28 protein-coding genes are annotated in these 22,196 nt (G+C 53.9%); 18 read left to right on the forward strand and 10 right to left on the reverse strand.

The annotated features are described in order from the left end of the window. Nucleotides 1-7: 7 nt before the first annotated feature. The 4 genes from lptA to INT20_RS00825 are packed head-to-tail and all read right to left on the reverse strand — an operon-like array spanning nt 8 to nt 2,645. Nucleotides 8-499, reverse strand: coding sequence for a lipopolysaccharide transport periplasmic protein LptA (gene lptA / locus INT20_RS00810; protein WP_193053807.1), 492 nt, complete (start codon nt 497-499; stop codon nt 8-10). A gap of 8 nt (nt 500-507) precedes the next feature. Then, nucleotides 508-1,080: an LPS export ABC transporter periplasmic protein LptC gene (lptC, locus tag INT20_RS00815; RefSeq protein ID WP_193053806.1), complete on the reverse strand. Its 573-nt coding sequence runs from the start codon at nt 1,078-1,080 to the stop codon at nt 508-510. Continuing rightward, a complete protein-coding gene (locus INT20_RS00820) occupies nt 1,080-1,622 on the reverse strand; it encodes a KdsC family phosphatase (RefSeq protein ID WP_172116313.1) in 543 nt (180 codons plus the stop codon). The genes lptC and INT20_RS00820 overlap by 1 nt, the downstream gene beginning before the upstream one ends. A 36-nt stretch (nt 1,623-1,658) precedes the next feature. After that, complete coding sequence (locus INT20_RS00825; protein WP_172116314.1) at nt 1,659-2,645, reverse strand: KpsF/GutQ family sugar-phosphate isomerase; 987 nt, start codon at nt 2,643-2,645, stop codon at nt 1,659-1,661. A 255-nt stretch (nt 2,646-2,900) separates the two neighbouring features. Between INT20_RS00825 and INT20_RS00830 the strand changes: the two genes are divergently transcribed. The 9 genes from INT20_RS00830 to hisD all read left to right on the forward strand — a co-directional run bounded on the left by INT20_RS00830 (nt 2,901) and on the right by hisD (nt 9,662). Next, nucleotides 2,901-3,722, forward strand: a complete 822-nt coding sequence (locus INT20_RS00830; protein WP_172116315.1) for an ABC transporter ATP-binding protein — start codon at nt 2,901-2,903, stop codon at nt 3,720-3,722. Beyond that, complete coding sequence (gene mlaE, locus INT20_RS00835; protein ID WP_172116316.1) at nt 3,722-4,522, forward strand: lipid asymmetry maintenance ABC transporter permease subunit MlaE; 801 nt, start codon at nt 3,722-3,724, stop codon at nt 4,520-4,522. The genes INT20_RS00830 and mlaE overlap by 1 nt, the downstream gene beginning before the upstream one ends. A gap of 16 nt (nt 4,523-4,538) precedes the next feature. Next, nucleotides 4,539-5,003 (forward strand): outer membrane lipid asymmetry maintenance protein MlaD, encoded by a 465-nt coding sequence (mlaD, locus tag INT20_RS00840; protein ID WP_193053805.1) that lies wholly within the window; start codon nt 4,539-4,541, stop codon nt 5,001-5,003. A 26-nt stretch (nt 5,004-5,029) separates the two neighbouring features. Further along, entirely contained in the window at nt 5,030-5,686 is a 657-nt protein-coding gene (locus tag INT20_RS00845; RefSeq protein ID WP_193053804.1) for an MlaC/ttg2D family ABC transporter substrate-binding protein, read from the forward strand. Further along, complete coding sequence (locus tag INT20_RS00850) at nt 5,683-6,015, forward strand: STAS domain-containing protein (RefSeq protein ID WP_193053803.1); 333 nt, start codon at nt 5,683-5,685, stop codon at nt 6,013-6,015. Before INT20_RS00845 ends, INT20_RS00850 begins: the two co-directional genes overlap by 4 nt. Before the next feature lie 96 nt (nt 6,016-6,111). Further along, nucleotides 6,112-6,363, forward strand: a complete 252-nt coding sequence (locus INT20_RS00855) for a BolA family protein (protein ID WP_087109408.1) — start codon at nt 6,112-6,114, stop codon at nt 6,361-6,363. Between the two features lie 10 nt (nt 6,364-6,373). Beyond that, nucleotides 6,374-7,636, forward strand: a complete 1,263-nt coding sequence (gene murA / locus INT20_RS00860; protein ID WP_193053802.1) for a UDP-N-acetylglucosamine 1-carboxyvinyltransferase — start codon at nt 6,374-6,376, stop codon at nt 7,634-7,636. 28 nt (nt 7,637-7,664) lie between these two features. After that, nucleotides 7,665-8,318: an ATP phosphoribosyltransferase gene (hisG, locus tag INT20_RS00865; RefSeq protein WP_193053801.1), complete on the forward strand. Its 654-nt coding sequence runs from the start codon at nt 7,665-7,667 to the stop codon at nt 8,316-8,318. A gap of 12 nt (nt 8,319-8,330) precedes the next feature. Beyond that, nucleotides 8,331-9,662 (forward strand): histidinol dehydrogenase, encoded by a 1,332-nt coding sequence (hisD, locus tag INT20_RS00870; RefSeq protein ID WP_226911981.1) that lies wholly within the window; start codon nt 8,331-8,333, stop codon nt 9,660-9,662. Between the two features lie 18 nt (nt 9,663-9,680). On the opposite strand, the gene INT20_RS00875 is transcribed toward hisD, so the two are convergent. Further along, nucleotides 9,681-10,925: a Do family serine endopeptidase gene (locus INT20_RS00875; protein WP_193053800.1), complete on the reverse strand. Its 1,245-nt coding sequence runs from the start codon at nt 10,923-10,925 to the stop codon at nt 9,681-9,683. 138 nt (nt 10,926-11,063) lie between these two features. On the opposite strand from INT20_RS00875, the gene INT20_RS00880 reads away from it, so the two are divergent. Continuing rightward, nucleotides 11,064-11,825 (forward strand): Nif3-like dinuclear metal center hexameric protein, encoded by a 762-nt coding sequence (locus INT20_RS00880; RefSeq protein ID WP_172116324.1) that lies wholly within the window; start codon nt 11,064-11,066, stop codon nt 11,823-11,825. A gap of 57 nt (nt 11,826-11,882) precedes the next feature. On the opposite strand, the gene INT20_RS00885 is transcribed toward INT20_RS00880, so the two are convergent. Beyond that, nucleotides 11,883-12,347: a ZapG family protein gene (locus INT20_RS00885; RefSeq protein WP_172116325.1), complete on the reverse strand. Its 465-nt coding sequence runs from the start codon at nt 12,345-12,347 to the stop codon at nt 11,883-11,885. Between the two features lie 201 nt (nt 12,348-12,548). Between INT20_RS00885 and zapE the strand changes: the two genes are divergently transcribed. The 8 genes from zapE (at nt 12,549) to INT20_RS00925 (ending at nt 18,895) form a co-directional block, all read left to right on the forward strand. Next, nucleotides 12,549-13,730, forward strand: a complete 1,182-nt coding sequence (gene zapE, locus INT20_RS00890) for a cell division protein ZapE (protein WP_193056272.1) — start codon at nt 12,549-12,551, stop codon at nt 13,728-13,730. A gap of 185 nt (nt 13,731-13,915) precedes the next feature. Beyond that, a complete protein-coding gene (rplM, locus tag INT20_RS00895; protein ID WP_172116327.1) occupies nt 13,916-14,344 on the forward strand; it encodes a 50S ribosomal protein L13 in 429 nt (142 codons plus the stop codon). Nucleotides 14,345-14,357: 13 nt separating this feature from the next. Beyond that, the gene (rpsI, locus tag INT20_RS00900; RefSeq protein WP_172116328.1) at nt 14,358-14,747 is read left to right on the forward strand and encodes a 30S ribosomal protein S9; all 390 of its coding nucleotides are present in this window, start codon (nt 14,358-14,360) and stop codon (nt 14,745-14,747) included. 235 nt (nt 14,748-14,982) lie between these two features. Beyond that, nucleotides 14,983-15,582, forward strand: coding sequence for a ubiquinol-cytochrome c reductase iron-sulfur subunit (gene petA / locus INT20_RS00905; protein WP_193056273.1), 600 nt, complete (start codon nt 14,983-14,985; stop codon nt 15,580-15,582). Further along, nucleotides 15,582-16,832 (forward strand): cytochrome b, encoded by a 1,251-nt coding sequence (locus tag INT20_RS00910; RefSeq protein ID WP_193056274.1) that lies wholly within the window; start codon nt 15,582-15,584, stop codon nt 16,830-16,832. The genes petA and INT20_RS00910 overlap by 1 nt, the downstream gene beginning before the upstream one ends. Then, a complete protein-coding gene (locus INT20_RS00915; RefSeq protein ID WP_193056275.1) occupies nt 16,832-17,572 on the forward strand; it encodes a cytochrome c1 in 741 nt (246 codons plus the stop codon). The genes INT20_RS00910 and INT20_RS00915 overlap by 1 nt, the downstream gene beginning before the upstream one ends. 148 nt (nt 17,573-17,720) lie before the next feature. Further along, nucleotides 17,721-18,347 (forward strand): stringent starvation protein SspA, encoded by a 627-nt coding sequence (sspA, locus tag INT20_RS00920; RefSeq protein ID WP_172116332.1) that lies wholly within the window; start codon nt 17,721-17,723, stop codon nt 18,345-18,347. A gap of 62 nt (nt 18,348-18,409) precedes the next feature. Next, a complete protein-coding gene (locus INT20_RS00925) occupies nt 18,410-18,895 on the forward strand; it encodes a ClpXP protease specificity-enhancing factor (protein ID WP_193053794.1) in 486 nt (161 codons plus the stop codon). Between the two features lie 93 nt (nt 18,896-18,988). On the opposite strand, the gene INT20_RS00930 is transcribed toward INT20_RS00925, so the two are convergent. From INT20_RS00930 to INT20_RS00945, 4 genes are read right to left on the reverse strand one after another with little or no spacing between them, the layout of a single operon-like run. Then, nucleotides 18,989-19,561: a BON domain-containing protein gene (locus INT20_RS00930; protein ID WP_172116334.1), complete on the reverse strand. Its 573-nt coding sequence runs from the start codon at nt 19,559-19,561 to the stop codon at nt 18,989-18,991. 53 nt (nt 19,562-19,614) lie between these two features. Then, a complete protein-coding gene (locus tag INT20_RS00935) occupies nt 19,615-20,208 on the reverse strand; it encodes a phosphoheptose isomerase (protein WP_172116335.1) in 594 nt (197 codons plus the stop codon). A gap of 24 nt (nt 20,209-20,232) precedes the next feature. Beyond that, nucleotides 20,233-20,604, reverse strand: coding sequence for a YraN family protein (locus INT20_RS00940; protein ID WP_193056276.1), 372 nt, complete (start codon nt 20,602-20,604; stop codon nt 20,233-20,235). Beyond that, the gene (locus INT20_RS00945; RefSeq protein ID WP_193056277.1) at nt 20,604-22,094 is read right to left on the reverse strand and encodes a penicillin-binding protein activator; all 1,491 of its coding nucleotides are present in this window, start codon (nt 22,092-22,094) and stop codon (nt 20,604-20,606) included. The genes INT20_RS00940 and INT20_RS00945 overlap by 1 nt, the downstream gene beginning before the upstream one ends. Nucleotides 22,095-22,196 lie beyond the last annotated feature (102 nt).

Raw genomic sequence — 22,196 nt, forward strand, 5'->3', positions numbered from 1 at the left:
TTGACTCCTATTGCGCTGGCTGAAGCGTCATACGAATACGCTGCGGCTCGCTACCGTTTACATCGGAGCGTGCCTGCACCACTTCGCGGTCAATGAAGTACTCCAGGCGGCCACCGGTAAACTGATCACCCGCTTGGGTCAGTTCGGCCTGGTCAATAAGCTCTACACGCCGCTCTGCTACGTGATAAACCACGCGGCGTGCCCATCCTTCCATCGGCGCGTCCTGATCATCGAGTTGATTGCGTAGATAGGCGCGCTCTCCGGTGGCAATAGCGCGAGAAAGCTCACCCGCGTCGTTACGGATAATTTCAACGCGATCACCACGTAGCTGCATACTGCCTTGGCGAATATTGACATCGCCTGAATAAACGGCAGTGCCTGCACGCTGATCAAGGTCTAGCTGGTCGGCTTCTACTTCAATGGGGGCTTGGCTTGTCTGGGCCGCTGCCGATAGCGGCACCGCAAGGGCGAAAAGCGCGGTGCGAATAAAAGCGTTCATAGCGACTCCTAAGGATTTTGTGTTGCGGGGGGGTGATGGCCGCGGACGTTATCGGTTAGTCGGACCTGGCTATCATCAAGCCAAACATCCATACGTGATGCGCTCATTCGTTGAGGTGGCTGCTGAAACACGGCGGGCGCCTCACTCCAGACATGACGCGCTACCCCATCATAATGTAATAACTCAGTATCAAGCTGCCAGCCTTCTGTAGGCGCCAGAAGCCGTGCATCACCAGACAGTGTTAGCGCTTGGGTGGCCGTGTTCAGAACGCCTTCGTTGGCGTGAGCGAGCCACTCTCGGTTATCACTATCAAACAGCGTCGCTTCGGGTTGAGTGACTTCGGCCAGGGTGCTTTGTGGTATGTAAACCAATAAAGGCGCGGCCAGCGACTGCTGGATATGCCCTGTTTCACCAAACAGCGTGATCTCGGCATTTTCCAGCACGTGGCCAGGCTCTTCAGCCTGCGCTTCTTCGTCAACGGGCCGGTCTTCCGGGCCGCGTGGGTCCAGCCATACCAGCAGCCCCCCTAAAGCGACCACCAGGGCCGCTAACCCGACGCGTTTCTTGGTTCTTTGAAACATTACACGCGACCATTCAAATACGACTCAAGAACAGTACTCCAGTGGCCCTGCGCTTCAAGTAATGTATCGCAAATTTCACGTACGGCGCCGTGACCACCCAAGCGGTCGGTAATCCAGTCAGCGTGGGTATGCATGTAATCGGGTGCGTTGGGGACCGTAATGCCAACGCCTGCGCGTTTGATAGGCGCAAGATCAGGCAGGTCATCGCCGCAGTAAGCCACCTGGCTTAGGTTCAGATTGAGGCGCTCGCACAGCGCTTTCAAAGTAGTGAGCTTATCTTCGCAGCCCTGGTGGACAAGGTTAATTCCCAGCGCCGCAGCACGCTGGCTCACCATGGGGGAGTCGCGTCCTGTAATTAACGCCACATGAATGCCCACACGTTTAAGCAACTTTAAGCCATGGCCGTCTTGTGTATGGAAGGCTTTGATCTCGATACCGTCGGCCTGAAAGTATAGCCGTCCATCGGTGAGCACACCGTCAACATCAAGGGCAAGTAGTCGCACATGGCGAAGCTGGTCAAGTAGCGCAGTGGGGAGGGCCATAGGGACTCCTTGTCAGTAAACTGTTGGGTAAAATGGTTAGATAACGCCGCTGGCAAGCAAGTCGTGCATATGGAGCGCCCCAATGGGGCGCTGTTCGTCATCGACGACCGCTAGCGCAGTAATACGGCTGTCTTCCATGATGCGCACCGCTTCGGCGGCCAGTAGGTCGGGGCCAATGCGTTTGCCGGGTCGGGTCATTACATCGTCCACGGTTACTTTACGCAGATCATGAAACTGGTCGAGGGTGCGGCGTAAGTCGCCATCGGTATAAACACCTGCAAGTCGCCCTTCGCTGTCGACAACACAGGTAAATCCCAACCCCTGGCGGGTAATCTCCAAGAGCGCATCACGCAGCGGGCTGCCTAGTGCTATCTGCGGCAAGCGTGTGCCGCTATGCATAAGGTCTTTAACGCGCAATAGCAGTCGTTTTCCCAGGCTGCCACCGGGATGCGATAAGGCAAAATCATCAGCGGTAAATCCGCGTGCTTCAAGTAGCGCAACGGCAAGCGCGTCGCCTAGGGCAAGGGCGGCCGTCGTGGAACTTGTGGGGGCCAAGTCCAGAGGGCACGCTTCGCGCTCAACACCGCTGTTCAGGTGAGCATCCGCATGTTTGGCAAGTGTTGAGCCAGGGCGGCCTGTCATGCTAATTAACGGTGTGCCTAGCCGTTTTAACAGAGGCAGTAGCGCCGTCACTTCGGCGGTTTCTCCGGAGTTTGAAAGCGCCAGGACCACGTCGTTGCGTGTAATCATCCCCAGATCGCCGTGGCTAGCTTCGCCAGGGTGAACAAAAAAAGCAGGTGTGCCGGTGCTGGCAAGCGTGGCGGCCAGCTTTCCTGCTATATGGCCAGACTTGCCCATTCCCGTCACGACGACCCGGCCCTGACACGCCAGCATCAATTCACATGCACGGTCGAAGCTTTCATCAAGCTTGCCTTGAAGACCGCCAATGGCGGCTTGTTCTATTTGCAGCGTGCGTAGGGCGCTTTCACGCAACGGGCTAACAGTGGGTGAGGGCTGGGGCATGAACATCTCGTTTTAATAGAAATACAGTGCAAACGTAGTGCGATTAACTGACAAGAATACCATTTTGTGGGCATCTATAAGCATAGCGCTTTAACGGGTTTTTAGGGTGGGTTGGAACGCATGTCTTGCCATAAGTGCCATTGAAGCCAAGCTTGATGTTCGAGAATATTTAGAAAACGCTGTTTTTAAACGGTAGAATATCCAACCGATAAACGCACCCGCTACTATTAAGTAACAATGGGAGTCAACCAACCCATGACAGACGTTCCCTTCATCGAAATTGAAGACGTGCATTTTTCACGTGGGAGCCATGAGATCTTTCGTGGAATCAGCATGATTATTCCTCAGGGTAACGTCACCGCCATTATGGGGCCTAGCGGTACCGGCAAGACAACCTTGCTAAAACTCATTGGTGGTCAGCTAACGCCGGATCGTGGACGTATTATCGTCGATGGCCAGGACGTTCATCGGCTGTCGCGAAAAGCGCTGTTTGCATTGCGTAAACGTATGGGCATGCTGTTTCAAAGCGGCGCTCTGTTTTCTGACCTGGATGTGTTCGAGAACGTCGCGTTTCCCTTGCGCGTCCATACCGACCTGCCCGATGCCATGATTCGAGACCTGGTATTGCTAAAGCTTCAAGCGGTGGGGCTGCGCGGGGCTCGTCATCTAACGCCTGCAGAACTTTCGGGCGGTATGGCCAGGCGCGTGGCGCTGGCTCGGGCAATAGCGTTAGACCCGGAGCTCATTTTGTATGATGAGCCTTTTGTCGGGCAGGATCCTATTTCCATGGGCGTGCTGGTGCAGTTGATTAAACGGCTTAACCAGGCACTAGCGCTTACCTCGGTGGTGGTTTCTCACGATATTAAAGAGACACTAAGCATCGCCGATTATCTCTATCTTCTCGCTGATGGTCAGGTCGTCGCTGAGGGAACGCCGCAAACACTCAATGCCAACCAGGACCCACGCGTTAGCCAGTTCGTTCATGGCGAGCCAGATGGCCCTGTGCCGTTTCACTATCCCGCCGAGACGCTGTATAGCGATATTCTTGGCCCCGTTACCGCGACAAGGGCAGGGTAATGCAGTCGAAATTTGAACAAGGCATCGGCTATATCGCCCGTTTGGGGCGTAAAGGGTGCGATGTAATGGAAGCGCTGGGCCGTGCCGGGCTATTTCTTGGTCAGTCAGCGGTCGGCGTGCCGTCTCGTGAAGGGTGGAGCCTCTGGCTGCGTCAAATGCATTTTGTGGGCGTGCTTTCGCTGGCGATTGTGATCGTATCGGGACTTTTTATTGGCATGGTGCTGGCGCTGCAGGGCTACACTATTTTGGTCGACTTTGGCGCGGAGCAGGCGTTAGGGCAAATGGTTGCGCTTTCCTTGCTGCGGGAATTGGCGCCGGTTGTCGCTGCGCTGCTGTTCGCCGGGCGGGCAGGGTCGGCACTCACCGCTGAGATTGGCTTAATGAAAGCCACCGAGCAGCTAACCAGTATGGAAATGATTGGCGTAGACCCACTGCGTAGAATTATTGCGCCCAGGCTCTGGGCTGGGTTCGTTTCGCTGCCCATTCTAACGGTTGGCTTTAGCGTCGTGGGTATTTGGGGTGGCTACCTGGTCGGTGTGGAGTGGCTTGGCGTTTTTGAAGGCTCTTACTGGAGCAACATGCAGGCCAGCGTATCGTTTATCGGCGATGTAGGTAACGGCATCATCAAGAGTCTTGTCTTTGCCGTCGTTGTTACCTGGATCGCGGTGTTTCAAGGCTATGACTTAATGCCGACGTCTGAAGGGATTTCGCGGGCCACAACGCGTACCGTCGTTTATTCATCGCTTGCAGTATTGGGGCTTGATTTTGTATTAACCGCCGTAATGTTCGGCGGCCTTTAATAGGTGGAGTGGTTTCATGAAACGCAGTAAAACAATGGAATTTGGCGTGGGTCTATTTATGCTGGCGGGGATTGTTGGGCTGATTTTTCTGGGCCTGCGCGTCAGTGGTTTAAGCCTTGCTAGCTCTTCTGAAACGTTTCACCTTGACGCCAATTTCTCCAATATTGGCGGATTAAAGCCGCGCTCTAGAGTCACCATGGCGGGCGTGACCGTTGGGCGCGTGGAGTCGATTGATTTAGATACCGACTGGTTTGACGCTCGGGTCACGCTACGCCTGGATAATGACTTGGAAGGGCAGCTCTCCGAGGACACAACAGCCGCCATTTTAACCTCTGGCCTGTTGGGCGAGCAGTATATTGGCTTAAGCGTGGGTGGCGCCCCTGAAGTGCTTGAAGATGGCGATACCATTCGTGACACCCAGTCTGCGCTGGTGCTTGAAGAACTAATCCAGCAATTTGTATCCAATATGGCGAGTAATTAAACATTCTATTAGTAGAGGTGAATGTAATGCGAAACACGACACTGACGCCGATGCGCTGGCTTTTTGCGTTCATGATGTTGGTACTGGTCTTACCGCTTCAGGCGCATGCGCAAACCCAGTCGCCTGAAGCGATGGTTCGGGAAAACGTCAATGCTCTGATGGGAGAGATCGAGGGCAAGAGGGAGTATTACGCCAATCATATGGGTGAGCTTGAAGCGTTGGTCGACACTAGCCTTGAAGGCGTGGCGGACTTTCGCTATATCGGTGCCAGCGTCATGGGAAGCTACTTTCGTAACGCGACCCCGGAGCAGCGCAGTCGCTTTGCAAACGTGTTTCGCCAGACCTTGATTGATACGTATGCACGTGGCTTGGTAACGTTCGATTATCGTGAGCTCCGGGTGTTGAATAATCAGCGCGGTCAGCGTTACGAAGACCAGGCAAGTGTCGATATGGAAGTGGTGGCCAATAACGGACAGGTCTATCCGGTGAGCTATAGCCTGCGCCTGTCTGACGGTGAATGGCGCGTAGTGAACGTGATTGTTAACGGTATTAACCTGGGCCTGACGTTCCGCAACCAGTTTGACCAGGCAATGCGTGAAAACAATCGTGACTATGATGCGGTTATTCGTGGCTGGGCACCTGAAATTGGTGTCGACGAGCTGGAGCAGGGGGGCGATGTGTGACACGTTTACTGTCACTGTCCCAGCTAAGCCTCAAGGCCTCGCAAAATACATTGTGCGTTACGGGCGATGTTGGCATGGACGCGGCGGCAGAACTTGCCGCCGCGGGTAAAAAATGGCTCCAGGCGACAGAGCAACGTGACGTTGCGTTTGATTTTAATGGCGTCCATAAAGCCAGTAGTGCGGTTATAAGCGTGCTATTTGAATGGATGCGTACCTGCCAGTCGCGCAGCATTACCGTCAATGCGGTGACCCTTTCAGCGCCCCTTGAACGCTTAGCGCTTCTTTCAGAAATTGAATCCCTTATTCATCCGCCAACCCTCGCCCGTTAGGGGGTGGCACCCTTGGCATCGCCAAGCGTGTCGCTTTTCTTTATTATGTTGCCTTATTAGTACTATTCACATCGACCTGAAGGAGTTTCCTGTCTCATGCAACCCAATGAGGTAAAAGCACTGCTTGAATCCCGTATCGACGGATGTGACTTTCATATCCAGGGCGAAGGCTGTAATTTTCAGGTGATTGCGGTGGGTGACGCCTTTGAAGGTCTCTCTCCGGTTAAGCGCCAACAGCTGGTTTACGCCGCGTTAAGTGATGAAATTGCCTCGGGCGCTTTACACGCCATCAGTATTAAAACGTTCACTCCGACGCAGTGGTCCACTGCGTCGGAAAACGCTCAATAACGGCGCCTGCATGGATAAGTTAATTATTACCGGCAATGGGTCGGTGGATGGTGAGGTCTGGGTAAGCGGCGCCAAAAACGCGGCTCTGCCTATCTTATGTGCCACCCTTTTGGCCGATGGCCCGGTGGTTGTCGGCAACCTGCCACATCTTCAGGATATTACCACGACGCTTGAGTTGTTGGGCCGTATGGGTGTTGAACCTGTTATGGGGGAGCGGCTCACTATTCAGTTGGATGGCTCTCAAGTCACGCACTGTCACGCTCCTTATGAGTTAGTGAAGAAAATGCGTGCTTCCATTCTGGTGCTAGGCCCCTTGCTTGCCCACTTCGGCGAAGCAGATGTGTCTCTGCCTGGCGGGTGTGCCATCGGTTCTCGGCCTGTTGACCTGCACATCCGTGGCCTGGAGGCCATGGGGGCGGACATTCGGGTTGAAGCCGGGTATATCCGTGCTCGCGTTGATGGTCGCTTGAAAGGCGCGACTATTTTCTTCGATACGGTCACGGTAACTGGCACTGAAAATCTGTTGATGGCCGCCACCCTTGCCGAGGGTAAAACTGTTCTTGAGAATGCGGCGCGTGAACCAGAGATTGTTGATCTGGCCGAATGTTTGATCAAAATGGGCGCCAATATTCGTGGCCACGGTACTGACACCATTGTGATTGAAGGTGTCGAGAAGCTACATGGTTGCCACCACGATGTGATGCCCGACCGTATTGAGACCGGCACCTTCCTGGTGGCAGCCGCCATGACCGGTGGGCGGGTGAAAGTAAAGCGCACCCGTGCGGACATTTTGGAAGCCGTGCTTGCCAAGCTTGAAGAAGCGGGCGCCGAGATTACCAGTGGTGATGACTGGATCGCGCTGGATATGCACGGTAACAGGCCCAAGGCCGTTAATATCCGCACCGCGCCGTACCCGGCGTTCCCTACCGATATGCAGGCCCAGTTTGTGGCCATGAACGCCGTCGCCATTGGCCATTCGCGCGTAGTGGAAACCATCTTCGAGAACCGCTTCATGCACGTGCAAGAGCTTAACCGCATGGGGGCGGACATAGCCCTTGAAGGTAACACCGCATTAATTAACGGTGTTGAAAAGCTTTCAGGCGCGCCTGTGATGGCCACCGATCTGCGTGCTTCCGCGTCGCTGGTGATTGCCGCCATGATGGCGGAAGGCGAAACGCTGGTTGACCGTATCTACCATATTGATCGTGGCTACGAGTGTATCGAAGAGAAATTGCAGCTGCTGGGTGCACGTATTCGCCGTATTCCTGGCTAAGCCATGCTATTAACCATTGGCCATTATAATGAGTAAGCAACTAATTTTAGCCCTTTCCAAAGGGCGTATTTTGGATGAGACGCTGCCGTTACTCGCTGATGCCGGTGTTACACCGGCAGAAGACCTGGGCAAGAGCCGTAAGCTGTTGTTTGATACCAACCTGCCTGATGTAAAACTGGTGGTTATTCGTGCCACCGATGTGCCGACCTATGTACAGCTGGGCGCAGCTGACCTAGGTATCGCGGGGAAAGATGTTTTATTGGAGCATGGTGCTGAAGGTCTTTATGAGCCGCTGGACCTGGATATTGCTCGCTGTAAGCTGATGACCGCCGGGGTGACAGGGGAACAGCCTGCTCATGCGCGTCGGCGCGTAGCTACCAAATTTGTGAATATTGCCAGGCGGTACTATGCCGAACAGGGTATTCAAGCCGAAGTCATTAAGCTTTATGGGGCAATGGAATTAGCGCCTTTAATGAATCTGGCCGATGAAATTGTTGATATTGTCGATACGGGCAATACGCTGCGTGCCAATGGCATGGAGCCACGTGAGTTAATTGCTCATATCAGCACACGCCTGGTCGTGAATAAGGCCGCCATGACCATGAAGCATGAACGTATCAAGCCGCTTTTGGCGCGCTTGGAGTGCGCCGTGAAAAAACGCCAAGCACAGCCTTCCACATAACGCGGGGTCTTTATGAGCACTATGTCTTCAGCGGTTGGCTCCACGCCCATGATCGCCCGGCTTTCAACGCTTGATGCCTCGTTCGATGACCGCCTTGATACGCTGTTGGATTGGGAAGGGGTCTCGGATACGGCGGTAAAAGCACGGGTTGATGAGATTCTGGCGGATGTTAAAAAGCGCGGCGACGCAGCGGTTATTGAAGCGACCAATCGTTTTGATCGGCTTTCGGTTGAACGCATGGACGAACTGCGTTTAAAACCCGAGCAGCTAAAGCACGCTTTCGAAAACTTGCCCGCAGCACAGCGCGATGCGTTAGCCAGCGCCGCCGAGCGTATTCGGCTCTATCATGAGCGGCAAAAGCCAACCTCTTGGCAGTATGAAGAGGCTGATGGCACGGTACTGGGGCAGCAGGTTACGGCGCTTGATCGCGCGGGTATTTATGTCCCGGGGGGCAAGGCGGCTTATCCTTCTTCTGTATTGATGAACGTGATTCCTGCCCATGTGGCGGGCGTGCGCGAAATTGTGATGGTCGTTCCTACTCCTGACGGCGTGGTCAATGAGTTGGTATTGGCGGCGGCGCATTTGGCGGGGGTCGATGACGTCTTCACTATTGGTGGCGCTCAGGCTATCGCTGCGATGGCATACGGCACAGAAACCGTGCCAAGGGTGGACAAGATTGTTGGGCCCGGCAATATTTATGTCGCGACGGCTAAGCGGGCAGTATTCGGTCAGGTCGGTATCGACATGATTGCGGGGCCTTCCGAGATTTTAGTGGTCTCCGACGGGCAGACCGACCCGGATTGGCTGGCCATGGACCTGTTTTCACAGGCGGAGCATGACGAAGATGCTCAGGCGATTCTGGTCAGTTGGGATAGTGAACACCTGGATGCGGTGTTCGCCTCTATTGAGCGTTTGTTGCCCACGCTTGATCGCGAATCAATCGTGCGTGAATCGCTGAGTCGGCGGGGGGCGTTGGTGCTTTGTCAGAGCAAGGCTGAGGCGGTTGATATCATTAACCGTATCGCGCCCGAGCATCTTGAGCTTTCTGTCGATGCACCGGACACTTGGCTTGCTGACGTACGTCATGCCGGTGCGATCTTTATGGGGCGTTACACGGCAGAAGCGCTAGGGGATTACTGCGCAGGCCCAAACCATGTTCTGCCCACGTCCGGTACGGCGCGCTTCTCATCTCCCCTAGGGGTTTACGACTTCCAGAAGCGCTCCTCCATTATTCACTGCTCGCGTGAGGGGGCATCAGCATTGGGCGAGGTCGCGTCAGTATTGGCTCGCGGAGAGTCGCTGACCGCGCATGCGCGGTCAGCGGAGTATCGGATTAAGCCGTAATTAGCCTGCGGGCGAGCACTAGGACTCTTTAGGTCGCTCGCCCAGTGGTGCGTTGGGAATCAGCGGGCGCTCGCCCACTTCAAGCGAGATATCGATGCGCTCGCCGCCACGAACAATGGTGATAGGCAGCGTTGTGCCGGGAGGGATGGAGGCAATATTGCTCATCGTAGCGCGAGCGTCCAGCACGGTTTGGCCGTTAACCGAGAGCAGGATGTCGCCAGGCTCTAGCCCCGCTTCGTCTGCTGGGCCTCCACTCGCTACACCCGCAACAATAACCCCCTGAGGTGTACGTAGCCCAAACGAGGCAGCGAGTTCGCGTGACAGCGCTTGCGCTTCAATTCCCAGCCAGCCACGTATGACCCGCCCCTGAGTCACTAGCTCATCCAGAACGCTGTGCGCCAGGTTGGCCGGGATTGCAAAGCCGATGCCTTGCGAGCCGCCGGAGCGTGAGAAAATCGCTGTGTTGATGCCCACCAGGGCGCCGTCGGGGTTGATCAGTGCGCCGCCTGAGTTACCCGGGTTAATTGCCGCGTCCGTTTGAATAAAATCTTCATAGGCATTTAAGCCTAAATGATTACGGCCGGTCGCGCTGATGATGCCCATGGTAACGGTTTGCCCTACACCAAATGGATTGCCGATGGCCAGCGCAACATCCCCAACGGCCACATCCGCTGAGTCGGCTATTTCAATGACCGGAAGATCCTCAAGGTCGATATGCAATACGGCGAGGTCGCTTTCGGGATCGGTGCCAATGACCTCGGCGAGTGTCTCGCGCCCATCACGCAGTGCCACCTGAATCTCATCAGCGCCATTTATCACGTGATGGTTGGTTAGTACGTAGCCATCGTGACTGATAATAACCCCTGAGCCGAGGCTGGATAACATGCGCTGGTGGGTTGTCGCATCGTCACCGCTGAAAAACTGCTGGAAAAAAGGGTCAGACATCAGCGGGTGTTGATCGCGCTCGACAATACGCGATGAGTAGATATTAACGACGGCAGGCGCTGCCTGGCTGACCGCGCTTGAATAGCTGGCAGGCCCTTGGTCACGCGAAAGCGGAGCGGCCTGGCGAGTTTCGGGGGCCGGGCGGCTGCTAACCTCGTCGCTGACATTCACCAGAGGGGAGGTGGGTGCTTGTGATGTCGTGGAGGGCGCGTTGGTAAAGGGATTAGGCAGCGTGTCCGGGAACGCAAGTAGTAGCAGGGCAGCTAATAATACCCCGGTCAAAATAGGCCATAAATAAGGCAGCACAAAGCGGTGCATGCAAAAATTCCTCAGCGGGTAGTGGTCTTGTCAAACGTGAGGTTCGCGATCACACGAAGCGGGTTTTACTATGGCATTATGGTAACACTTTCTGATGCTCATCCTCAGGATAGTCGACGAATCATTAAAGGAGCCCTTGTGACTCATCGCGATCAAATCGTAGCTGCTTGTGATCATCAGCTGCGTGCTTCAACGTTTAAGGATTTTACGATTAATGGCCTGCAAATCGCTGGGCGGCCGGATATTAAGCGTGTAATGAGTGGGGTCACTGCGTGCCAGGCGTTGCTGGAGGAAGCTGTCGCTTGGCAGGCCGACATGCTGTTGGTTCACCACGGCTACTTCTGGAAAAATGAGCCCGTGGCCATTACGGGCATGAAGCATCAGCGTATAAAAACGCTGATTAACCACGATATCAATTTGCTTGCCTATCATCTTCCGCTTGATGCCCATAGCGAGATGGGGAATAACGCAGAGCTTGCCAGGCGATTGGGCTGGCGGGTAGAGGGCTGTCTGGATGGTGAGTTGGGTGAGGGTTTTTTGTGGTCGGGGCGCTTGGCTCAAGCGCAAAGCGTGACCGCATTGGCAGAACAAATGGCGAATGTCTTGCAACGTGCGCCTTTGGTGATCGAGGCGCCGAACATGGGGGATATTGAGCGGATCGCCTGGTGTACAGGGGGCGCGCAAGACATGATTACAGCTGCTTTTGAAGCAGGTGCACAGGTGTTTGTGTCAGGTGAGATTTCCGAACGTACTACCCATTTGGCGCGCGAGCTAGGCATTCACTACATTGCCGCGGGTCATCATGCAACCGAGCGCTATGGGGTGCAGGCGCTGGGGGAGTGGCTGGCCGATGAATACGATATTGAGCACCGCTTTGTCGATATCGATAACCCCGCCTGACCTTTTGGCGACGGGGTTGAAAATCACCGGTAATGGGCGATGGCGTGAGGTGCTGGCTTAATAGCGGGGCGGTTGGGGCGTATCGGCGTTATCGCCTTTTAAGCCAAAGTTTTCTGCCAGCGTGCCATTTTTACCATCCGCATAGTCACGGGGGGTGGCCAGGCTACCCTCCGAATCAGGCCCTGTGGGGGTGGCGGCTTGATGCTGCGCTGGTTGCTGTCGTTCTTTGATGGCCGCAGGCGTGTTGCTGCCCAAATGCCACTGCTGTGCATCCTCGGTGATTTTCTGCTCAAGCTGGTCGGCCTCGGCGCGAATGCACTTCAAATGCTCAAAGACACCCTCTAAATGGCCTCCCATGCCTTTTTTAAGCTCGGCGATTTGATGTTCTCGTTCCAGCACTGTTTGGCGTAAAGACGCGTTATGACGCTCTCCTTTACTAAACAGCCGATAGCATCCCAAGCCGAGGATGAAGCCAATAATAATGCCAATGATGGCAAAGGTATAAGGCGAGCTTGCTTCCACAGTTTTCTCCCTGATACTTGGAGCGCCCCGTCACGCTTGAGTGGACGGTTTGCGAACGAATCAAGCCTCATTATAGGCGTCGATTGGCAGGTTAGGTCAATCCAACCATGCGCTTAGACGATGTGCAGCGTATAATCCCAGCTTTTTGAAGGCGGCTGGTCGGATTTAGAGGGTCGTCGTAATACGCATTGGAGCGAGTAAATGTCAGCTACTTCTGCAAACCAAAAGGCAGGTCCGTCATCTCGGCCAACGCCCATGGAGCGCTATCGTGCAGATCTACGGCGCGAGGACTTTCAGCATGATGCGGCGCAGGAGTTAGCGGTTGAGCATTTGCAGCGCCTTTATGACGACCTAATGGCGACGCCCACCGCGGTTTCCAAGGCCGTGCTGGCACATGGCGGCTTGAAGGCCAAAATGAAGGGCCTGTTCGGTAAAGCCTCATCGTCAAACGAACCGACGTTGCCCCAAGTGCAAGGCCTCTATTTTTGGGGCGGTGTAGGGCGTGGTAAAACCTATCTGGTTGATAATTTTTTTGAGTCGCTGCCCTTTCCTGAAAAGATGCGCACCCATTTTCATCGTTTCATGCAGCGGGTGCATAACGAGTTAACCCACTATAAGGGTGAGAAGAATCCTCTCACGCTGATTGCTGGTAAATTTGCCTCAGAGGCTCGGGTTATCTGCTTTGATGAGTTCTTCGTCAAGGATATTACGGATGCCATGATTCTGGCCAACCTGCTTGAGGCGCTGTTCGAGCGGGGCGTTGTGCTAGTCGCTACTTCCAACATCGTGCCGGATGACCTGTACAAGGATGGCCTGCAGCGGGCGCGCTTTCTCCCTGCCATCGACCTGGTCAAGCGTCACTGTGAGATAGTCAATGTTGATTCCGGAGTCGACTACCGGCTGCGCGCCTTGGAACGCGCGGAGATATTTCACTCGCCGCTGGATGAGGCGGCCGAGCAGGAGCTTACGCGTAGCTTTCGCGAGATTGCTGGTCACGAGGGTGAGGCGGATGCGCCGTTGGAAATCAATCATCGGGTGCTGAAAGCGCGCAGGCTGCATGAAAATGTGGCGTGGTTTGAATTCCTGGAGCTCTGCGATGGGCCGCGTAGCCAGAATGACTATATTGAAATAGCGCGTAGCTTCAATACGGTGCTTGTGTCGAATGTGAAGCGGATGGAAGCCAAGCATGACGATCAGGCGCGCCGCTTTATCAATATGGTCGATGAGTTTTATGATCGCGGGGTAAAGCTATTAATGTCAGCAGAGGTGCCGGTAGAAGAGCTTTATAGTGACGGTAAGCTAACCTTTGAGTTTCAGCGTACGCTGTCGCGCCTTCAGGAAATGCAGTCGCGTGAATATTTAGCGCTGCCCCATAAGCCGTGATGAGGTTTATGGTCCGGTCGTTAAGAAAAGCCACGATTAGGGCTTAACTTGTCCCGCGCCATACTGTAGAATGCCGCCTCGCTACATGTTGTCAGGCTAAGCTTGGCAACCAAAAAAAATAGGGAAGGTGCTTCACCGCTTGACGGTGTTAGCCACCCAACACACTTAATCTGGTGATTTCATCCATGAAGACGTTCAGTGCTAAGCCGCAGTCCGTCCAGCGCGACTGGTATGTTGTCGACGCTACGGACAAAACGCTCGGTCGTCTGGCAACCGAGATTGCTCGCCGCCTGCGTGGCAAGCATAAGCCCGAATTTACTCCTCACGTTGATACTGGCGACTACATCGTTGTCATCAACGCTGAGAAAGTCCAAGTGACTGGCAACAAGGCGAAGGCTAAGACCTATTATCGCCACACCGGTTACCCGGGCGGCCTGCGCACCATGACATTCGACAAAATGCTTGATCATGCGCCCGAGCGTATCATTGAGTTTGCCGTTAAGGGCATGTTGCCGAAAGGTCCGTTGGGTCGTGCCATGTATACCAAGTTAAAAGTGTACGCCGGTGCCGAGCATCCGCATGCTGCCCAGCAGCCGCTTGAACTGAACATCTGAGGAAATCTTCGCCATGACACAGCAGTATTACGGTACCGGGCGCCGCAAGACTTCCACCGCTCGCGTGTTTATGAAGCCGGGCTCTGGCAAAATCACCGTTAACAACCAGGATCTCGACCTGTATTTCGGTCGCGTTACTGGTCGTATGGTGGTTCGTCAGCCGCTGGAATTGACTGAAACCCTGAGCCAGTTCGACATTTTTGTCACTGTCGCTGGTGGCGGTGGTTCTTCTCAGGCTGGCGCTATCCGTCACGGCATTACTCGTGCCCTGATGAGCTACAACGAAGATCTGCGTCCCACGCTGCGTGCCGCTGGCTACGTAACGCGTGATGCGCGTCAAGTTGAGCGTAAGAAAGTCGGCCTGCGTAAAGCACGTCGTCGTCCGCAGTTCTCCAAGCGTTAATTTTTCAACGCTTATGCGGCAAAACGCCCAGGCCATCGGCCTGGGCGTTTTTTATTGTAAAATCAAAAAGTATAATGCATTAGTATCAAATTATATTAGCATCAAGTTATTTTGGTGGTCCTGGAGCAGTATGACGGCTATCAAGGATATCCCTCTATTTATCGTATAGTATTTCGCAGATTCGTTCTTTTATGCATCGGGTGGCCACGTATCACGTTAATGGGAGAAGCCTTGCATGGCAGAGCACGGCATCAATAAAGGTCGACGACGTTTTCTTGTTGGCGCTACCTCCGTTATAGGAGCAGTAGGCATGGTCGGCGTGTCCGTTCCCTTTGTGGCATCGTGGCAACCCAGTGCGAGGGCGCGAGCGGCGGGTGCGCCGGTTCAAGCGGATATAGCCAAGCTGCAGCCTGGTCAGCGTATGACCGTTGAGTGGCGGGGCAGGCCCGTATGGATCATTCGCCGAACGCCTGAAATGATAGCGCGCACTGAAACCGTGGCGACAGAGCGCTTGGCGGACCCTGATTCAAATCACCCTCAGCAACCTGCCTATGTACAAGGAGCGCTTCGCTCGATTAAGCCAGAAGTGGGGGTGTTGATTGGCCTCTGCACGCATTTTGGCTGTTCGCCGCTGTATCGGCCTGAGCCAGACGCACAGGCCGATAGTGATGATGACTGGTCAGGTGGTTTTTTTTGCCCGTGCCACGGTTCGCGTTTTGATTTGGCGGGACGCGTATATACCGGTATGCCTGCACCGACGAATCTAGAAGTGCCCCCTTATCATTATCTTAACGATACTATTATCGTGGTGGGCGAAGATGAGGAGGCTGTTTGATGGCGGCGCGCGAGAAGTCAGGTGGTTTGCTGGGCTGGCTGGATGCTCGGTTTCCAGTAAGCAGGCTATGGCGCGACCACCTGGCCAACTACTACGTACCTAAAAATCTTAATATCTGGTACATCTTTGGATCGCTTGCGCTACTGGTGTTGGTCAATCAGCTCTTGACCGGCATCTGGTTAACCATGAGCTATCGTCCTTCTCCTGAAGAGGCGTTTGCGTCCATCGAATATATAATGCGCGACGTTGAGTGGGGCTGGTGGATTCGTTATCTCCATACAACGGGTGCGTCCGCTCTGTTTATTGTTGTTTATCTACACATGTTTAGGGGGCTTTTGTACGGTTCTTATAAAGCGCCGCGTGAGCTTGTGTGGGTGTTCGGTATGGCGCTGTATTTGATTCTGATGGCCGAGGCGTTTATGGGATATTTGCTGCCGTGGGGGCAAATGTCCTATTGGGGAGCGCAGGTAATTACCTCATTTTTTTCAGCTATTCCAGGTATCGGCCCCGGGCTTGCCGAGTGGGTGCGCGGCGATTATGTGGTGTCAGGGGCTACCTTGAATCGTTTTTTCGCGCTGCATGTCATTGCACTGCCGCTGGTGATTCTTGGGCTGGTGGTGCTGCATATTGTAGCGCTGCATGAGGTGGGGTCGAATAACCCTGATGGTATTGAAATTAACGGATTGAAAGACGCTGCGGGCAAGCCGGTAGATGGTATTCCCTTTCATCCCTACTATACCGTTAAAGATCTGGTTGGCGTGGCCATCTTTCTCTTCGTTTTTTGTGGCGTTGTGTTTTACTTCCCGGAAGGCGGCGGTTTTTTTATTGAGCAGCCGAACTTTGCGCCGGCTGATCCGCTTAATACGCCCGACCATATTGCGCCTGTTTGGTACTTCACGCCTTTCTATGCCATTTTACGGGGAGTGAATTTCTCGCTGCTGGGCCTGGATGCTCGCTTTTTGGGCGTTGTTTTTATGGGTGGCGCTATTGCAGTGCTGTTTGTTTTGCCGTGGCTGGACCGTAGCCCGGTGCGATCCATGCGCTATAAAGGCTGGATGTCGAAGCTGATGCTGGTCGTGTTTGTTGCAAGCTTTGTCGCGTTAGGCGTGTTGGGTGTATTGCCGTCTACCCCTGTTCGGACACGATTGGCGCAACTATTTACCGTGTTGTACTTTGCGTATTTTTTATTGATGCCGTTCTACACCCGGTTGGAAAAAACCAGGCCCGTGCCGAAAAGGGTGACTGGCTAATGAAAAAATACGTAATGGCTCTGTTTTTATGGCTGTTGCCGATGACGGCTACGGCGCAAGAAGAAACACGTAACGTGACGTCAATGTCGCCCGACTTGCAGGATAGTGCCTCTCTGCAAAATGGTCTCAAGCTTTATGTTAACTACTGTCTTGGGTGTCATACGCTGAGTTATCAGCGATTTTCGCGCACTGCGGACGACCTGGGTATTCCTGAGGCGTTGATGAAAGATAGTGTTATGTTCTCATCAGGCCTTGCATTTAACGACGCTATGCATAATGCGCTAAGCGACGACGATGCCGCGCAATGGTGGGGCGCTGTACCGCCAGATTTATCCCTAACGACACGTTTGCGTGGGGGCGATTGGGTGTACAGCTTTCTGTTGGGGTTCTACAGAGATCCCGCGCGCCCTACAGGCGTCAATAATACGGTCTATGAGTCGGTGGCAATGCCGAATGTGCTTGAGCCTCTTCAAGGTGTGCAAGAGCTCGACTGTCGTCAGGCTCGGCCTTTAGCGCTAGGTGGCGGGCGGTGTCAGCAATTAAGCGTGACAGCGCCTGGAGAGCTATCGCCCGAAGCATTTGAAGAAGCCGTATACGATATTACCAATTTTTTAGCCTATGTTGGCGAGCCTTCTAGGCTGAAGGCGCAGAGTATTGGCCCTAAAGTTTTGTTTTTCATATTTATTTTTGGCGTGTTTGCTTACTTGCTGAAGCGTGAATATTGGAAAGATATCCGTTAGCGTCGAATGCTAAAAACAGAGTTGAGCCATCGTGTAAATCACATGGCGGTTGCGTTGATGTTAAGCGGTAACCCAAAACAGGCTGCCTTACCATAAGGTGCCTCTGGCGTGTTATTATCCATAATTGTTTTAATGCGAGGATGCTTTCATGGGTGTTGTGGCCAAGCGGTCGTCGATGATTTTTTACTCAGGTAGTGATGATCATTTTAGTCATCGTGTGCGCATTGTTCTGGCTGAGAAGGGGGTGGCCGTTGATGTTGTTGATGTTAACGAAGAGCAGCCGCCCGAAGATTTAGCAGACCTCAACCCGTACAACAGTGTGCCCACGTTGTTGGATCGTGATTTAGTGCTCTATGAGTCAAAAGTCATGATGGAGTATTTGGATGAGCGTTTCCCGCATCCACCGTTACTCCCAGTTTACCCTGTGGCCCGTGCGCAGAGCCGTCTTTGGATGCACCGCATTGAGCGAGAGTGGTGCCCCAAGGTCGACCAGATCCGTAGCGGTGGGAAGAAAGAGGCGGACAAGGCGCGTAAAGAGCTGCGTGAAAGCCTGATTGGTATTTCACCGATCTTTGAAGATATGCCTTTCTTTATGAGCGAAGAGTTCACTCTGGTGGACTGCTGTCTCGCGCCGATCTTGTGGCGTTTGCCAGATCTTAATATTGAGCTGCCTGAAAAGCAGGTTAAGCCACTTTTAAGCTATATGTCGCGAGTGTTTGAGCGGGAAGCGTTCAAAGCATCTTTGAGTGAGCGCGAAAAAGAGATGCGTACTTGAATTTACATGGCCCCATCGTCCGGTAAGGGCTGGGGCCTTACTTGTCAGGAGGAGGGAGTCTTATGAAATCGAGTCGCCCCTATCTCGCCCGAGCGCTCTATGAGTGGTTGCTGGATAATGAACTAACCCCTTACCTGGTCGTTGATGCGACGCAGGCCGGGGTCGAAGTGCCGCGCCAGTTTGTACAGAATGGTCAGATTGTGTTGAACGTGGCGCCAACAGCCGTGCGTGATTTGTTTATGGAGAATCAGGCAATTGGCTTTAACGCACGTTTTGGCGGCCAGCCCATGCAGGTGATGGTGCCCATTCCTGCGCTGATTGCTATTTATGCCCGTGAAAATGGTGTGGGCATGGTGTTTGGTCACGAGCCTGAGCTTGCTGAAGAAGGGGATGAAGAGGAGCAGTTTGATGAGGCGCCTGACTCACCTTCCAAGCCTGAATTGACGGTGACGGAGCCTGTTTCTGGCGGCAACCTTGAAGATGCTTCTGAAGCGTCCTCAACGTCTTCGACGTCCAAGAAGAAGCCAACACTGCGCGTCGTAAAATAGCGCCAGTGCTATCTGGTCAGGCTATAAAAGGTCAGGCCATAAAAAACCTCGCATAGTGACTATGCGAGGTTTTTTTATAGGCCCAAGAGCCGGTTAATCAATGTATTCGAATACTTTGACAATGCGCTGAATACCGCCAACTGAGGAGGTCGCAGCAACGATTCGATCAGACTCTTCGTGGGAGACCGAGCCCATCAAGTAAACATTGGCATTTTCAGTGGTCACTTTGATCTTGGAGGAGTCGATGCGGTCGTTGGTGGCGAGTGTGCTTACAACGTTGGTCGTTATCCATGTGTCGGTTAGGCGCTGGGTGGCGGGCAGATTGCCCGCAATGGTGAGTTCGTTATGCACCTGATTAACGCCACGCAGGTTTTGCACAACATTACCCGCTTTCGTGCGTAGTTCTTCGCTGGGGACCTGGCCTACCAATAATAATGTACCGTTATAGCTGTGCGTACGAATGCGGGCATCGGCCAGTCGAGCATCGGCCTGGTCCAGCGCACGCTTGGATTCGCGCTCAATGGTCGCATCGACCGCTTTAACGTCCTTGCTGAGCTGCCCATAGTTAGAGGGGTTGGAAGCACTGTGCGTGGCGCAGCCGCTGATCAGAGCAGCAGCTACTAGTGTCGCAACTAGTAACGGACGAGAGAAAAAGCGCAGGGCCATGTTGGATGACTCCTTATCTTAATGAAAATGATGAGTGGTAGGGTACTGCCCCGTTAGTCAGCGCTGCCGAATAACTGTTCATCAATAAGGTCACATAAACAGTGAATGACCAGTAGGTGAATCTCCTGGATTCTTGCTGTTGATGTGGCAGGGACGCGAATCTCGCAATCATCCTGACCCAGCAAGGAAGCCATGTTGCCACCGTCTCGCCCGGTTAATGCTACAACCGTCATTTCACGGTCGTGAGCTGCCTGGATCGCCTGCACGACATTAGCCGAATTACCGCTGGTAGAGATTGCCAGCAATACGTCGCCTGGCTGCCCAAGGGCGCGTATCTGTTTGGAAAATACTTCGTTATAGCTGTAGTCGTTGGCAATGGATGTCAACGTTGATGTATCGGTGGTTAACGCAAGGGCAGGCAAGCTTGGCCGTTCCCGCTCAAACCGATTGAGCAGTTCAGAAGAGAAGTGTTGGCTGTCGCCCGCACTGCCTCCATTACCGCATGCCAGAATTTTTCCCTCATTAACCAGGCACTGAACCATCATTTGACTGGCGACTTCGATAAAAGGGGGGAGTACTTCGCTCGCATAGGTTTTGGTGTCTATGCTGGCGTTAAAGTGGTTAAGAATGCGCGATTGAAAGTCCATTAGGGCTTCCTGGTTAAAATGGAATTAGTAGGCATCAAAAGCCGCTTTCTCCCAGTGGAACTCGAGAGTGGGCGGAGCGCCCGTAATGGCAAGAATATCAAAGCGGCAAGGCGATGCAAGGCCGAAATTGCCAAGATATAGCTGAGCGGCCCGAATTAGGCGCTTTCTTTTTGTCGGCGTGATGGTTTCCAGAGGGTGTCCGTATCGCGTAGTTACCCGATGCTTTACTTCAACAAACACCAGTGTGTCACCGTCGCGCATCACTAGGTCAAGCTCGCCACCCTTTACGTGATGATTTTGGGTAACGAGGGTAAGACCCCTTTGCTGCAGCCATTGAGCAGCTAACTGCTCAATGGCTGCGCCGCGTTTACGGGCAGTTTGGGCGTTATTTGCCATTATTGCCCAGGGATTAAAATGGGCGCCGGGACACCGTTTTGAAACTTCGCCCAGGGTAGTTCGCGATATATGCGGCCGTCACCCGTCAGGTAGAGCGTTCCTGTGCTGCCGCGTAGGCCATTTAGCGCTGAAATATCTGAAAGCTCGGTCGCAATTTCATAGGCATCTACGCCCATGGCCATTAGGCGGAACATGGAAGCGTCAGACTCTTCGCTCAAACGCTGGTAAGTAGGGTAGAACGGGAGTACTTCTTCACCACCGACAGCGGCGTCAGGAATTTGCCATGGAATATCCATAAACATGACGTCGTCAAGATCCTGGTCACGACGCGCTTGTAAGTGCCCTTCATGCAGGTGGGAAGTGGCGTAAATAGGCAGGTTGGGCGCGTAGTAGTAATCCATGGTGGGCGGGACTTGGCGAGCGTAATCAGGCAAGGCCAGTAGGAACAAGGCATCAATACTGCCCAGTTGAGCACGTTCGCCACTCACGTTTAAGGCTGTCTGAACGGCATTGGTGACCGCGCTGTCCGGGTTGTAGCGTACCGCCGTCGTCACTTCGCCACCCTGGCCGTGAAACTCATTCCAGAATGCTTCGCCGACTCGGCGTCCCCAGTCATTATCTGGCACCATTACCGACATCTGGCGATGTCCGTCCTGGTATGCGCGGCGTGCTGCCTGGCGGGCCTCATCTTCAGCGGAAAGGCCGTACTGGAAAAGACCCGCAGCACGGTTCTGTTCGCCGCTTCCATAGTTCAGCGCAAGGGTGGGAAGCGGTACGCTATTGCGTTGTTCGAGCTGGCTAACCTCGTCTTTGGCGAGGGGGCCGATAATCAGCTGCGCGTTCATCTGTCCTGCACGGCTATAAATCTCATCCATCGAATATTGTGACGCGTCGATGAAGCTGAGCTGTACATTGTCACCGCGAATCTCGTGATGGCGACGCATGGCGGTCGATAGCGTATTGGCGACGCCGCTAAGCGGGCCTGATTCGGGCAGGGCCACAATGATGCGGCTTATGTCCTGACCCTCAAGGCTTGGTAGTGTCAGTTGTTCCATATCGGGTTCATCAAGCGCGGTACGCGCCCAGCGCTGGCGCTCTGTCAGCGTTTCGCGTTGATCATCCTGAATGGGTAGGTCGTCGTTGAGCACTTGCGTGGCACGCAGCACAGCGCGTGGATCATCCATGCCGCGCGCTAATTCAGAAAAAAGCAGTGCCCAGCGAACGCGATCCGTGTCTGAAAGCCTGACTTCATCAAGCGCATCGGCTGTCTCAAAAGCACGTTGCCGCTGCCCTTGTTGGGCAAAAATGGTGGCTGCTTCGAGACGAGTTTTAGCCGCTTGATCCGGGGCCTGCTGTTCTGCCTGATTGAGCAGACGGCCCGCTTCCTGATCGTCCGCGCGGTCGACCACGCTGGGCGATTGCATCGCACAGCCAGTCATAAGAAGTGCCAAGAGGCCTGTGGCGAGTACGCCACGCAGAGACTGTTTCATGTATCCTTCCTTAGTTTTCATTTGCGCTGTCGCCGCATGTCAGTGGGTAAGTTGGCATAGCACAAGCATAGCGCACCGTCAGAGCAAGCCATTAACAAATCG

The organism is Halomonas citrativorans, assembly GCF_014898005.1.
Lineage (GTDB): Bacteria > Pseudomonadota > Gammaproteobacteria > Pseudomonadales > Halomonadaceae > Vreelandella > Vreelandella citrativorans.

Bases quoted from the DNA above. Each gene is read 5' to 3' on its own strand.
- INT20_RS00940 (WP_193056276.1), bottom strand. From the start codon at position 20,604: ATGGCAAATAACGCCCAAACTGCCCGTAAACGCGGCGCAGCCATTGAG.
- mlaD (WP_193053805.1), top strand. From the start codon at position 4,539: ATGAAACGCAGTAAAACAATGGAATTTGGCGTGGGTCTATTTATGCTG.
- INT20_RS00845 (WP_193053804.1), top strand. From the start codon at position 5,030: ATGCGAAACACGACACTGACGCCGATGCGCTGGCTTTTTGCGTTCATG.
- INT20_RS00925 (WP_193053794.1), top strand. From the start codon at position 18,410: ATGAAATCGAGTCGCCCCTATCTCGCCCGAGCGCTCTATGAGTGGTTG.
- petA (WP_193056273.1), top strand. From the start codon at position 14,983: ATGGCAGAGCACGGCATCAATAAAGGTCGACGACGTTTTCTTGTTGGC.
- INT20_RS00915 (WP_193056275.1), top strand. From the start codon at position 16,832: ATGAAAAAATACGTAATGGCTCTGTTTTTATGGCTGTTGCCGATGACG.
- hisD (WP_226911981.1), top strand. From the start codon at position 8,331: ATGAGCACTATGTCTTCAGCGGTTGGCTCCACGCCCATGATCGCCCGG.
- INT20_RS00945 (WP_193056277.1), bottom strand. From the start codon at position 22,094: ATGAAACAGTCTCTGCGTGGCGTACTCGCCACAGGCCTCTTGGCACTT.
- INT20_RS00875 (WP_193053800.1), bottom strand. From the start codon at position 10,925: ATGCACCGCTTTGTGCTGCCTTATTTATGGCCTATTTTGACCGGGGTA.
- mlaE (WP_172116316.1), top strand. From the start codon at position 3,722: ATGCAGTCGAAATTTGAACAAGGCATCGGCTATATCGCCCGTTTGGGG.
- INT20_RS00930 (WP_172116334.1), bottom strand. From the start codon at position 19,561: ATGGCCCTGCGCTTTTTCTCTCGTCCGTTACTAGTTGCGACACTAGTA.
- rpsI (WP_172116328.1), top strand. From the start codon at position 14,358: ATGACACAGCAGTATTACGGTACCGGGCGCCGCAAGACTTCCACCGCT.
- INT20_RS00910 (WP_193056274.1), top strand. From the start codon at position 15,582: ATGGCGGCGCGCGAGAAGTCAGGTGGTTTGCTGGGCTGGCTGGATGCT.
- hisG (WP_193053801.1), top strand. From the start codon at position 7,665: ATGAGTAAGCAACTAATTTTAGCCCTTTCCAAAGGGCGTATTTTGGAT.
- sspA (WP_172116332.1), top strand. From the start codon at position 17,721: ATGGGTGTTGTGGCCAAGCGGTCGTCGATGATTTTTTACTCAGGTAGT.
- INT20_RS00825 (WP_172116314.1), bottom strand. From the start codon at position 2,645: ATGCCCCAGCCCTCACCCACTGTTAGCCCGTTGCGTGAAAGCGCCCTA.
- INT20_RS00830 (WP_172116315.1), top strand. From the start codon at position 2,901: ATGACAGACGTTCCCTTCATCGAAATTGAAGACGTGCATTTTTCACGT.
- rplM (WP_172116327.1), top strand. From the start codon at position 13,916: ATGAAGACGTTCAGTGCTAAGCCGCAGTCCGTCCAGCGCGACTGGTAT.
- INT20_RS00935 (WP_172116335.1), bottom strand. From the start codon at position 20,208: ATGGACTTTCAATCGCGCATTCTTAACCACTTTAACGCCAGCATAGAC.
- lptC (WP_193053806.1), bottom strand. From the start codon at position 1,080: ATGTTTCAAAGAACCAAGAAACGCGTCGGGTTAGCGGCCCTGGTGGTC.
- INT20_RS00820 (WP_172116313.1), bottom strand. From the start codon at position 1,622: ATGGCCCTCCCCACTGCGCTACTTGACCAGCTTCGCCATGTGCGACTA.
- zapE (WP_193056272.1), top strand. From the start codon at position 12,549: ATGTCAGCTACTTCTGCAAACCAAAAGGCAGGTCCGTCATCTCGGCCA.
- INT20_RS00855 (WP_087109408.1), top strand. From the start codon at position 6,112: ATGCAACCCAATGAGGTAAAAGCACTGCTTGAATCCCGTATCGACGGA.
- lptA (WP_193053807.1), bottom strand. From the start codon at position 499: ATGAACGCTTTTATTCGCACCGCGCTTTTCGCCCTTGCGGTGCCGCTA.
- murA (WP_193053802.1), top strand. From the start codon at position 6,374: ATGGATAAGTTAATTATTACCGGCAATGGGTCGGTGGATGGTGAGGTC.